Below are 12429 nucleotides of genomic sequence, written 5' to 3'. Positions count from 1 at the left end.
TGTTACGCCTTCTTCTCCAGCGAGTCGATCGTCGACTGCAGCGCGTGGAGCGCGGCGGCACTGTCCTTCTTGGAGGGCGGTGTCGACCGCAGCGCCGTCAGCGCACCGTCGATCGCGGAGTCCATCGTGTGCCAGTCGTCGGGGGACGCCGGCTTCATCGCGGCCTCTCCGTCGTCCCAGGCGACCTCGAGGTCCTTGATGCGCGTCGTCGCTGCGGACAGGTCGCCCGACCGGGTCTTCGCCGCGACGTCGTCGACGATGACGGCGAACGGCCGCAGGTCCCCGATGGGCGACGTCGCGTCCGTCTCCAACGGGTTGGCCCGCGTGGCGCTGCCCCGGGTGCCGGACGATGCGCCGGCGGTCGTGCGGGAGGGACTGGCCGCGGCGGGAGCGGGAGCCGGCGCGAGAGCCGTCGCGGCCGCGACGACGGCCACGGCGCCTGCGGCGGCCCACGCGTAGTCGCGGCGCGGGTGCACGGCCGGGGCCTCGCCCTTGGCGCGGCTGCCGTGGCGGTTGACGTTGACCTGCTCACGGGCGACGAGCACGACGATGACGGCGAGGAAGACGAGGCTCGTGAGGCTGGAGCCGAGGCCGAGCCCACCGAAGGCCCGGCTCTGCGTGAGCAGGTCACCGAGCGACGCGCCGAGCGGTCGCGTCAGGACGTAGGCGATCCAGAACGCGAGGACCGCGTTGAGGCCGCCACGACGGGCGACCCACACGGCGAGGATGAGGCCGCCGAAGATCAGCGCGCCGTTGCGGAAGCCGAGCGACAGCGCCTCGGTGGCGAGGTCACCGCCCGCCGTGCCGAGGGCGAACGTCGTGAGGATCGCGCCCCAGTAGTAGCGCTCGCGTCGGGGCGTGTCGATCGCGGTGATCGCCAGGGTGCGCTCCTGGCGCCACCAGACCGTGAAGACCGCGGCCAGCACCAGGGCGAACACCGCAGTGCTGACGTAGAGGCTGACGTAGAGCGTGTCGGTGAAGAAGTCGGTGATCTGGGTGCCGACGATGCTGACGAGGATGACCGTCAGCCAGTAGAGCCACGGCACGAGGCGCCGCGTGCGCAGCTGGGCGACGAGGGCGATGACCAGGAGGGTCATCATGGCCCCGTCCGTGACGAGCGTCCCGAGGCCGACCTGCACGGCGAGGTAGTCGGCGAAGGTCTCGCCGATCGTCGTCGACAGGATCTTGATGAGCCAGAAGGTGGCCGTGATGGCCGGCACCTTGTTGAGCAGCTGGGCGGCCACAGGGGGGCGCGCGTCGTGCGCCACCGTCCCCGGGACGGTGGACGTCAGGGCGTCAGACATGCAGGATCCTCCACGAAGAGAGCTGCCTCGACCGTCCTGCCGGCCCGGGTGACCTGGCGTGGCGCCGTCGGTCGGCCCTCGTGGAGCGGGTGACGCGGCCGTCGGTGGCCGCGCGGGTCAGGACGTCGAGACGCCGGGAGGGGGTCTCCCGGCGTCACGACGATGTCGCAGCGGCACTGAGCACACGCTGAGAAGGATCACTCGTGCTCGCACGTCGACACGAGACGGCGAGACCTCAGGCGGCCGCGTGCTCCCGCGCGGGCTCCGGCGCCGGCAGGTCCGTGACGGACGCGCCCTTGTTGCGGCCCAGGAAGTCGTTCGGCAGGGACAGCCGGACGACCTTCTTCCAGGCCGAGGCGACCTGGCGCGGCAGCGAGCCCGTCGTGTAGGTCAGGCCGTAGCGCCGGAAGAGGTCCTGCACCTGCGGGGCGATCTCCTGGTAGCGGTTGCTCGGCAGGTCGGGGAAGAGGTGGTGCTCGATCTGGAAGCTGAGGTTGCCCGTCATGAAGTGCATGGCCTTGCTGCCGCTGATGTTGGCCGAGCCGAGCATCTGGCGCAGGTACCACTCGCCGCGGGTCTCCCCCACGATCGACCGGCGCTCGAAGGTCTCGACACCCTCGGGGAAGTGGCCGCACATGATGACCGAGTGGGTCCACAGGTTGCGGATGAGGTTGGCCGTGGCGTTCGCGGCGAGCGTGTTGAGGAACGACGGGCCCGAGAGCAGCGGGTGGATGACGTAGTCCTTCGTCATCTGGTTGCGGATCTTCTTCAGCGTCACCTTGGCGCGAGCCCGGAAGTCGGGATCCTGGCGGCGCTCCTTGGTGGCGAGGTTCTTGCCGAGCTCGAGGTCGTAGGCCGCGATGCCGTACTCGAAGAAGCAGGCATTGACGAAGTTCCACAGCGGCTGCGCGGCGTAGAGCGGCACCCAGCGCTGGTCCTCGTCGACGCGCATGATGCCGTAACCGAGGTCGTTGTCCTTGCCGATGACGTTCGTGTACGTGTGGTGCAGCTCGTTGTGCGAGTGCTTCCATTGCTCCGACGGGCTGGCGTTGTCCCACTCCCACGTCGTCGAGTGGATCTTCGGGTCGCGCATCCAGTCCCACTGGCCGTGCATGACGTTGTGCCCGATCTCCATGTTCTCGATGATCTTGGCAACCGCGAGGCCGGCGGTGCCGACGACCCAGGCGGGCGGGAACATCGAGACGAGCAGGACTGCGCGAGAACCGAGCTCGAGCTTGCGCTGGGTGGCGATGACCTTGCGGATGTAGGCCGCGTCGTCGGCGCCGCGGGTGTCGATGACGGACTGGCGGATCGCGTCGAGCTCGCCGCCGATCTGCTCGACGTCCTCGGGCGTCAGGTGCCCGATCGGGTTGTGGGTCTTCTTCTGCAGGACGGTCATGGTGACTCCTCTGGTCAGGGGGTCGGGGGTCTGTGGATCAGGTCAGTGGTCGATGACGCAGGCGCCGGCGGCTGCGGAGATGCAGGTCTGGATCGGGACGCCCTGGCCCTCGGTCTCGCCGGGGGTCGCGGTCGTGACGGCTCCGGTGCGCAGGTCGCGCACGGCTCCCTCGCGCAGGGGCAGGACGCAGCCGAAGCAGATGCCCATACGGCACCCGGACGGCATGAGGACGCCGGCTGCCTCGGCGGCGTCGAGGATGGGGGTGGCGCCGTCGGCGTCGACGGTCGTGCCCGAGCCGGTGAAGTCGACCGTGCCGCCCTCGCCGACGACGAGGGTCGTGGCGCGGAACTGCTCGGTGAGCAGGTCGAGCCCGCGCTCGTCGTGGTGGCGCTGGAGCGCGTCGAGCAGCCCGCCCGGACCGCACGCGAGCGTCGTCCGGTCGGGCAGGTCGGGGACGAGGGCCTCGAGGTCGGCGACGTCGAGGACGCCGTGCTCGTCGTCGTAGCGGGCGACGAGACGGATGAGGCCGGCCTCGTCGAGGGCGCGGAGGTTGTCGATGAAGATCGAGTGCGGCTCGCTCGGGGCGACGTGCACGACGACGATGTCGTATGCCGCCGAGCGGGCCAGGCGCACGACGCCGTCGTCGGCCACGGGGAAGAGGTTGCGCAGCATGCCGATGACCGGGGTGACGCCGGACCCCGCGGTGACGAAGAGGAACTTCCCGCCGTCGGTGGGGAGCACGAACTCGCCCTGGGCCTGCTCGAGGTGCACGAGGGTGCCGGGTCGCGACTCGCGCACGAGATGCGTGCTGACGAGCCCGTCCGGCACGGCCTTCACGGTGATGGAGATGTTCCCGTCGGCGCGCGGGCCGTGGGTCAGGGAGTAGGCCCGCCACTGGCGGATGCCGTCGACGTCGACACCGATGCGGACGTACTGTCCCGGCACGTGGCCGGCCCAGTCGGCGCCGGGGCGGATGACGATGGTGGCCGCGTCGGCCGTCTCGGGGTGGACGTCCACGATGCGTCCGCGCAGGTCGGCGCCTGGGCGCAACGGGTCGAAGAGGTCGAGGTAGTCGGCGGGCAGCAGCGGGGAGGTCGCGCGCTCGGCGAGCTGGAGGAACCGGCGTCGCAAGGACGGGCGGGCGGCTCGGGTCGAGGGTTTCGAGGGCGCGGTCAGGCTCATGCCCCCAGCATGACTGACACCCAAGGGTAAGATCCTGACCACAGGGCGTGAAGTGTTCGGGAACTCTTGTGCGGAGGGAACAGTCGATGGCTTCAGAGGCAACGAGCGCCACGGTCCGTGGCGCGGCTGACCTGCAGCTGGACCACGCGGTCCTCAGGGTGCTGCGTGAGCGGCTCCCCGCCATCGCGTCCACGACGGTCACCGCCGTCGTCGACGAGGTCCCCGACTACCGCGGCGCCCTCGGCGGGGTCGCCGGCGACACGATCGAGCGCGCCGTGCAGATGGCCATCGCCGGCTTCCTCAAGCTCGCGGGCAGCGGGAGCGACGTCGATCCGAGCACCCCGCTCGGCCCGACCCGCGAGGGGGCCTACGCCCTCGGACGCGGCGAGGCGCGCGGGGGACGGTCGATGGACAGCCTGCTCGCGGCATACCGGGTCGGTGCCCGCGTGTCGTGGCGCGAGCTCGCCCGGGCCGCGGGAGACGCCGGGCTGCCGGCGGCGACGATGGCGAAGTTCGCCGAGCTGCTCTTCGCCTACATCGACGAGCTGTCGGCCGCGAGCGTCGCGGGTCACACCGACGAGCTGACGACGAGTGGCCGGGTGCGAGACCGCTACCGCGAACGGCTCGGTCAGCACCTGCTGGCGCGAGCCGGCATCGACACGCTGACCGCGGCGGCCGCCCGCGCCGAGTGGGCTCCCCCGGCCACGCTGACTGCGGTCCTGCTGCCGGCGGCGCAGGGACGCCGCGCCCTCGCCTCGCTCGGGGCCGACACCCTCCAGGTCGGCGAGGACCTGCCGGGCATCGACGACGTCGACCCGGACCACCCGCTGACGCTGCTGCTCGTGCCGGACGCCGACGGGCCGGGCCGCGTCCACGTGCTGCGGGTGCTCGCCGGCCGCCATGCCGTCGTCGGGCCGCCGCGCCCGTGGGACGACGCGCGCGCGTCCTACGACCGCGCCGCGCGGACGGCGCGACTCGTCCGGCCGTCACGCAGCGGGGCCCCCGTCGACACGGAGCGGCACCTGACCGACCTCGTCCTCACGGCCGACCCGGACGCGCTCGCCGACCTTCGCGACCACGTCCTCGCTCCCCTCGCCGACCTGCCTCCCGGCACCCGCGACCGGCTGGCGGAGACGCTCCTGTCGTGGCTGCTGCACCAGGGACGTCGGGACGCGGTCGCTGCCGAGCTGCACGTGCACGCGCAGACCGTCCGCTACCGGATGGGCCAGGTGCGCGAGCTCTACGGCGACCGGCTCCTCGACCCGTCCGCGGTGCGCGAGCTCGTCGTGGCGCTCTCGGCTCCCACCGCGGACGGGTCCTGAGCCCCCGTCAGCACGTGCTCCCGTCGACGCGGAGGATCGGACACGTCGGGGACGTGTAGGGCAGCACCCGTTGCAGGCCCCAGACCCCGACTGCGGTGAACGGCCTCCTGAGGTCGCCGTAGAAGTAGTCACCGGGTGCCACTCTCGTGCCGCCCGCGCCGCCGACGACGTCGAGGTCGAAGGACTCCCACGGCCCCATGCCCTGCGCGGTCGTCGAGTCCGAGTCACCGATGTGAGGGTCCTGCGGCCAGTGCAGCCCGCCGAGGCCGAAGACGTGGGCGCTCTCGCTCCCGGGCGTCACGACCACGTGCACGACCTCCGGGTCGCCGGCGTACGCCGTCAGCAGGGGCACCTGCCCCGGGTCACGGAACGCGCCGGGACCGTCACCGGCCGGAGCCGCCGCGTAGTTCAGCAGCGACCGTCCCGCCCGGGCGTTCGTCGGGTAGGGCATGAAGTCCTGCCCGATCTGCGTGTCGTCGTCGGCGAGGAGCACCGTGAAGTCGCGGTAGTCGGTGACGTCGCCGCCCGGTACGTGCACGATCACCTGGGCGCCGATGTCCTTGGCCAGTCCCGTGACGGGGTCGCTGAACTCGGTGCGCAGACCGTCGACCCTCGACGCGGGGGCGACGACCATCGCGCCGTAGAGACCGTTCTTGGCCGAGCCCGGCGAGGCCAGGTCCGAGATGACGGCGGTGCCGAGCCGGTCGGTGGCGGCGTAGTACGTGTAGGTGCGTACGGCCCCCGGAGCCACGTTCTGCTCCGGCGCGAAGCCGACGTCGACGCCGCCCGAGTCGGAGGCGCGGTCGAGCTTGCCCACCGAGAACCCCACTGCGGTGGTCAGCGTGTTCGTGAGGCGGACCGAGACGCACTCGCCGGCGACGACGTGCAGCACGAGCGGTACCGGGCTCTTCAGGCCCTTCTTGATGCTGAGGACGTCACCGTCGGGGACGAACGCCGTCCGGGCACCGTTGAGGGTCTGCGACTTGTCGACGGCACTGAGGTTGAAGCTGCGCGTCGGCGCCGTCGGCGGGCACGGGCTGTCCTGGGGCTCGGCTGCCGGAGGCGGTCCACCGGTGGCGACCGGTGGCACGTAGGCGGTGCTCGGCGGCGCCACCCCCGGGAGGGGCTGGAGGTCGTCGACGGTTCCGGGCAGCACCCGCACGACGCCCCAGGCGCCCTGCTGGGTGTGCTTCTCGACGCCGTTGGCGTAGAGGTAGTCACCCGGCCTCATCCGCATGTCGGGCGCCGAGCCGTTGAAGACCAGGGTGAACTTCTCGCTGACGCCGTAGTGGATCGTGTCGATGATCGATCCGGCCGGGCTCGGGCCCGACCCGTCGTCGTGGGTGTAGCGCGGCTCGAGCAGCGTGCGGCCCCCCTGCAGGTGCAGGGTGTCGACGGTGGGTGACACGTTGATGGTGCGCACGACCAGCGGGTCGTCGGGATAGAGCCGGGGCAGGGGTGTCACCGGGTCGCCGTAGGTCCAGGAGCTGAACTGGTGCGCCGTGTCCGGGCGGTCTGCGAGCGGGTTCGCCTTGAGGTTGAGCGTGGAGTACGCCCCTGCGTCGTTGTCGTTGATCGTCCAGAGCGCCAGCTCACGGAAGCTGCCGTTGACGAGTCCCGGGGACAGGGCGCTCGTCGTGTGGATGTCGACGAGGGTGCCCGAGTCCACCTCGGCCCCGGTCACGGGATCGTGGTAGGTCGAGCCGGGAGGCTCGACGACGAGCTGGCCGACGAGGCCGTGGCCCCAGCCGTGGATCCCGTCGACGTGGTCGTGCCAGAAGACGTTGTCGAGCAGGGCATCGGGGTACCAGCGGTACTGGATGAACTCGCTCCCGGCATACTCCCCGGACGCGTGGGCGGCGACCAGCGCCGAGTCGAGGGTCACGGTGCGGGTCGTCTGGTTGACGGCGACGACCTGGTGGGTCTCGATGGACTCGAGGCCCTCACCGACGGCGATCCACGGTCTCGTGGCCTTGCCGCCGGCGTCGACGCCGACGAGCGAGGCCACGCTGCTGAGGACGAGCGTCCGGGACCCCTTGGCGGCCGCCGTGCTGAGGCGCGGGTCGACCACACGGTAGGGCCGGACGGAGTGCTCGAAGGCGTAGCCCGCACTCACCCCGTCGGACCCCTGCACGTCGAACTGGACGTGGTGGATGTGCATGGAGCTCTTGGAGAAGTTGTCGAAGGCGGACGCGTCGGGGATCTCGTTGGTCAGCGTGATCGCGACGCAGTCGCCCTGGTTGGCACGGATCGCGAGCGGGTCGGACCGGCGCGGATCACTCGCGACTGCCTGCTTGTCCTTGGCCAGGACGAACAGCTTGCCGTCCGGGTCGACCTGCGTCGGCGTGCGCTGGATCGACTTGCCGATGGTGACGACGTTGAAGGTGCGGACCCGTCTCCCCTTGGGGCACAAGGCATCCGAGCGGTTCGTCCACGGACTGGTGCTCGCGGAGGTCTGGCCCGTCGTCGCCCCGAGCCATGGTGTCCCGCTGTGACCGGCTGGGGTGAAGGGTGGTCGTTTACCGATGTTCGTGCGGAAGAGCGGGTAGGCCGGGCGACCGTTGCGCGGGTTGAACAGGATCGTCGGTCGTCCCGTCACGATGCGCCCCACGTCGACGGCGAGGAGGTTCGGCTGGCCGGACACGACTTTCGGGGAGTCGGCGAAGACCGTGGGGTCGGCCGGGGCTCCGAGGTAGAGCTGCTGCGACCCCGTGCCCGTCACCTTCCAGTTCCAGACGGTCGCGTCCTGTCCGTTGCGCGGCACCCCGGCCGGCGGCAGCTGCGGGCGGATCCAGGAGTCGAGGTTGGTGGCCGTGATCAGGGTGCCGTTGATGGTGCGCCCGATGAGGCCGCGCGAGTCGACGGCGGTCGGCGGGAGTGCTCGGTCGGCGATCGGCACGAGGTCGGGCTGGCGGGTGTCGTAGACGCGCCACAGGCCCCACATGCCGGAGTTGTAGTGCTTGGCGATGTGGCAGTGGAAGAGGAAGTCGCCGGCGGACTGCTGGACGCCGCCCGCGCCGCCCTCGATCTCGAGGTCGTAGGACTCACCGGGGCCGATCGACTGGGAGTCGAGACGCTGCGACGGCGACAGCACGGTGGGCGGGTCCTTGCGAAGTCCTGTGTCGGCGTAGTTGAACGACGTGTCGGCGACCGGGTTGAAGCGCCACCGGTCACCCCCGCCGTGGAGATGGAAGACGTGGAACTTCTCGCTGCCCACGTGCATGAGCCGGATCTTCGTCGGGTCGGCGAGGTAGCCGCGCATCATCGGCGTCGCCGGCTCGCCGAAGGTGTACGAGCTGTACGCGTGAGACTTCTCCTTCGGGAAGGCGAGGAGCCTGTTGCGGAACGGCTCCGAGCGGTAGTTGAGCGCGAAGGCGCCGGGCCGGTAGGAGCCGGTCGTCGAGTCGACGAGCGGGATGTCGGCGCCGGCGGCGTTCTTGATCAGCTCGTTGTCATTGCCGATCTCGTGGTGCAGCAGGGCGCCCTCGCGGAAGCCGCACGTCGGCATCGCGCTCGTCGGGACGCAAGCGGCACTCGGTGAGGCCGGCTTGATGATGGCCTCCCAGCCGGACTCCAGCTGGCGACCGGCGACCGAGGCGTTCCAGTAGGTCGACCCCGGCGGCTCGACGACGAGCGCGCCGAAGAGCCCGTGCGCGACCGCGGCGCGGTAGCCGGGCCCGGGGTGGATGTAGTGGCCGCCCTCGAGGCGACGGTCGAGCGGGATGGCGAAACGGTAGGTGCGGCTCTGTCCCGCCGCGACGTCGGACGGGTCGTTCTGGCCCACCTCGTCGCCCGACGAGCTGATGTCGAACTCGAGCCCGTCGATGTGCAGGCCGTAGGGCCCGCCCGATGCCGCGTTGGTCAGCCGGATCGAGACGCAGTCACCCTCGTTGGCGCGGATGACGAGGGGCTGGATCGCGTCGTCGCGCAGGCCCACGGACACCTTCTGTGAGGTCTCCTGGGCCCGGACCGCGGCGAGCCGAGAGGTGAGGACGTACATCTTGCCCTTGGGGTCGTGGTCGCCGAACCGGTTGAGCGGGATGTTGACGTCGATGGCCGTGACGTCGTACGAGCGGTTCACGGTCCCCCCGTCCAGGCATCCGGGCGTCCCGGCGAGGGCCACGGTGGGCGACGACGCCTCGGCGACGGGTGCGAGGGCGAGCACGGCGACGACGCCGATGACCCCGGTACCCACCGCGAGCAGACGTGCCCCGTGGGCACGACGGTGGGACCGCGAGAGGCCCCGGTGGCGTCGGGTCCCGGTAAGGGTCCGGAGCGACGAGGCCACCACGACCACCGGCACGACGACGATCAGGACCGTCGTCGCGTCCCCGAAGAGGCCGATCACCGGCAGGCCCTCCCGGGGCTCGTCCAGGACCACGAGCCGCAGCTGGTTGCCCACCGCGACCGAGGCCGCCACCGCGAGGATGCACCGCGCCAGGACGGCCGACTCGCGCAGTCCTCGGCGCAGCGACGCCGCCAGGACGGGGTGGACGATGAGCACGAGGGGCACGGTGAACGCCACCACGGTGGTCGAGTGACCCACGGGTCCCTGGACGACTCCGGCGCCGACGTCGTGCAGGTCGAGCCAGGACAGCCAGAGCCCGCCCACCACCCCCATCGCCAGCGCCGTGACGAGGTCGGCCACGGTGACGTGCCGCTTCGCGCTCGCTCGGGTGGTGGGCGACGGGATGGCCATGGTCACTCCTTCTGGGAAGGCTTCGGCGCGACGTGCGAGTCGTGCGTGTCGCCCGGCGAGCCGCCGGCAGTCGACATGTAGAGCAGGTCCACCCGTGGCGTGCCCGGACCAGCGCCGAGCACGACGTGCGAGCCGTCACGGGGCAGGACGTAGGACAACGACCCCTCGAGGTGGGCGTGGGCCGCGAGACGGCCCCGGAGTGGCAGCGACCCGGCCAGCGGGGCCGCGCCGGACGGCTGTCCCGAGGCGATCGCCCTGAGGGCGGTCGCGTCGTAAGTCGCGTCGACGTCGCCCGCCGTCACGGTCAGCACGACCCTGACCAGGGCCTTGTCGCTGGTGACGAGCCCGTTCACCCCGTGGGACATCCCACCGAGGTCGGCGTCGGAGAGGCCGGTCACCTCCTCGGCGCCCGTCACCCTGAACGACACCCCACCCACGGTGAGGACCGTCGGGTCGGGCGGCCCGGCGAGGACGGCACGGGTGTGCCACCCCCCGAGGACCAGCCCGACGGCGACCAGCAGCGCGAGGACGATGGTGCGTCCCCGTCGCGGTTCCGGGCGCAGGCTTCTCATCCGACCAGCGTCGCAGGGCGACCTTCGACCTACCTTGGGGTCCGCCACCGCCCACCACTGCACAGCTCGCCCAGGCCTTTCGCGGGCGACCGGCTCCAATCTCCCCCGGGCGCAACAGCTCCCGCCCTACTCTCGGACCATGACGCTGGGCAGGCCCCGCTCGCGCGGGGGCCTCGGAGGGAGCCCGGGACGACGTCGGCGCGGAGCGCTCGTCGCCCTCCTGACCCTTGCCGTCGTCCTCGTCACGTCCGGGCCGGCCGGCGCCCACACGCGCCTTCGGTCCTCGGACCCGTCGGCCGGCTCGGTCGTCGCCACGGCGCCCACGGCGGTGACGCTGCGTTTCGCCGAGCCCGTGGCGGCCGCGGACGGGGCAGCGCACGTCTACGACGACCACTACGAACGCGTCGACCAGGGTCAGGTCCTCGCCGTCGAGGGCACGTCCGACTCGCTCCGGGTCCCGCTGCGGCCCGGACTGGCGAAGGGCACGTATGTCGTGGTGTGGCAGGCGAGCTCGGCCGATACCCATCCCGTGACCGGGTCGTTCCGCTTCTCGGTCGGCGCCCCGACCCCGGTCCAGGGCACTCCACCCGACGACAGCCACAACGACCTCGCGGGAGCGGTGCTGGGCCCCCTCCGCTGGCTCGGGTACGCCGGGATGGTCCTCGCCCCCGGCCTGCTGCTCATGGTCCTGTGGCTGTGGCCCGAGGGGCTCTCGTCACCCCGGACCCGTCGCCTCCTCGGCATCGGTGCGGGCCTGCTCGCTGCGGCCACCGTGGGGAGCATGGTCGTGCAGGGTGTCTATGCCAGCGGCGAGCCGTTCAGTGCGCTCTGGGCCGACCCCGGCTCCCTCGACACCCACTCCCGGACCTTCGACACGGTCCACTCGGTGCGGGCCTTCCTCCTCGTCGCCCTCGTCGCGCTGCTCGTGGCCGCCCTGAGCTTCGGGCCGCGAGCGACGGGGCGCCTCCTGCTCGGCCTGCGGTCCGCCGCCGTCGCCGTGACCCTCGCTCTCGCCGTGACGTGGCCGCTGGCCGGGCACTCCGCGGCCACGACCCACCCCGCGCTCACCGTGGCGCTCAACGTCGTGCACCTGCTCGCCATGGTCGTCTGGCTCGGTGGCCTCGTCGGCCTGCTCGTCGGGTCCGGGGAGGCCGAGCAGCAGGCGGCCCTCGGCCGGGCGCTCCCCCGTTTCTCCTCCGTGGCCCTCGTGTCCGTCGCGACGCTCGTGGTCACCGGAGTCCTGCTGGCCTGGTCCGAGGTGGGTACCGTCTCGGCCCTGACGCCGACCGCCTACGGACGCGTGCTCCTCGCGAAGGTCGGCGGCGTGCTCGTCCTCGTCGCCCTCGGCAACAGCGCGCGGGTGTGGGTCGAGCGACACCGCATACCAACGCCTCCTCGAGCAGAGGCCGGGGCTCCGGAGTCCACGGTCCCGGCGGCAGCCGTCGGCGCACCGGGTCTACGTGTGGGGCTCGCCGGCGAGACGCTCACCGCCGCAGTCGTGCTCGGCCTCACGACGGCGCTCGTCGTCATCATCCCCGCCCGCTCGGACTACGTCGAACCGTGGAGCCGGGTGATCACGGCCGACGGCGCGACGGTGTCGGTGCAGCTGCCGCGCCCCCGGGTCGGCGACACGATCGCCCTCGTGACGGTCGCGGCGCCCGGTGGACGCCGCGTCATCTCGTCCGTAACCGGGTCGGTCAGCCGTCCCGGGGCCACCGCGGCGGCCGTCCGGCTCCCCGTGAGCCCGGACGGGTCCGGTGCCGACGGGGCGACCGAGGTCGGCCTCACCTTCGACGACGTCGGCCCGTGGTCGGTCCGTCTGGTGCTCACCCCGACCTCGGGATCACCGACCACGGTCGTCTTCATCGTGCCCATCGCGGCCGACGCCTGAGGCCCGGCGCCCCAGCGCCGACCGGCGCCGACCGGCACCGACCCGCCCCCCGGCACCGGC

Annotated in this window: 7 protein-coding genes; 2 read left to right on the top strand and 5 right to left on the bottom strand. The window is 72.0% G+C overall.

What is annotated here, in order from left to right; genetic code table 11:
* Window positions 1–2: 2 nt before the first annotated feature.
* The 3 genes from AC1DW8_RS13575 to AC1DW8_RS13565 all read right to left on the bottom strand — a co-directional run bounded on the left by AC1DW8_RS13575 (window position 3) and on the right by AC1DW8_RS13565 (window position 3885).
* Window positions 3–1304 carry a COG4705 family protein gene (locus AC1DW8_RS13575; protein ID WP_478094624.1) on the bottom strand — a complete coding sequence of 434 codons (1302 nt, stop codon included), beginning with the start codon at window positions 1302–1304 and terminating at the stop codon, window positions 3–5.
* 235 nt (window positions 1305–1539) lie between these two features.
* On the bottom strand, window positions 1540–2703 hold the full coding sequence (locus AC1DW8_RS13570; RefSeq protein WP_478094622.1) for a fatty acid desaturase family protein: 1164 nt from the start codon (window positions 2701–2703) through the stop codon (window positions 1540–1542).
* 42 nt (window positions 2704–2745) lie between these two features.
* Complete coding sequence (locus AC1DW8_RS13565) at window positions 2746–3885, bottom strand: ferredoxin reductase (protein ID WP_056772855.1); 1140 nt, start codon at window positions 3883–3885, stop codon at window positions 2746–2748.
* Between the two features lie 86 nt (window positions 3886–3971).
* Between AC1DW8_RS13565 and AC1DW8_RS13560 the strand changes: the two genes are divergently transcribed.
* The gene (locus AC1DW8_RS13560) at window positions 3972–5207 is read left to right on the top strand and encodes a helix-turn-helix domain-containing protein (protein ID WP_056772853.1); all 1236 of its coding nucleotides are present in this window, start codon (window positions 3972–3974) and stop codon (window positions 5205–5207) included.
* A 7-nt stretch (window positions 5208–5214) separates the two neighbouring features.
* Here AC1DW8_RS13560 and AC1DW8_RS13555 read toward each other — a convergent pair whose 3' ends face one another.
* Both AC1DW8_RS13555 and AC1DW8_RS13550 read right to left on the bottom strand, forming a co-directional pair.
* Window positions 5215–9906, bottom strand: a complete 4692-nt coding sequence (locus tag AC1DW8_RS13555) for a multicopper oxidase domain-containing protein (protein WP_478094618.1) — start codon at window positions 9904–9906, stop codon at window positions 5215–5217.
* A 2-nt stretch (window positions 9907–9908) separates the two neighbouring features.
* Window positions 9909–10478 carry a hypothetical protein gene (locus AC1DW8_RS13550; protein WP_478094616.1) on the bottom strand — a complete coding sequence of 190 codons (570 nt, stop codon included), beginning with the start codon at window positions 10476–10478 and terminating at the stop codon, window positions 9909–9911.
* Between the two features lie 139 nt (window positions 10479–10617).
* Between AC1DW8_RS13550 and AC1DW8_RS13545 the strand changes: the two genes are divergently transcribed.
* Window positions 10618–12369: a copper resistance CopC/CopD family protein gene (locus AC1DW8_RS13545; protein WP_478094614.1), complete on the top strand. Its 1752-nt coding sequence runs from the start codon at window positions 10618–10620 to the stop codon at window positions 12367–12369.
* The last annotated feature ends 60 nt before the right edge of the window (window positions 12370–12429 follow it).

Source organism: Terrabacter sp. P2_E3 (genome assembly GCF_056403915.1).
Note: the sequence above shows the minus strand (reverse complement) of the source record. Positions and strands in the feature narration are given on the sequence as shown.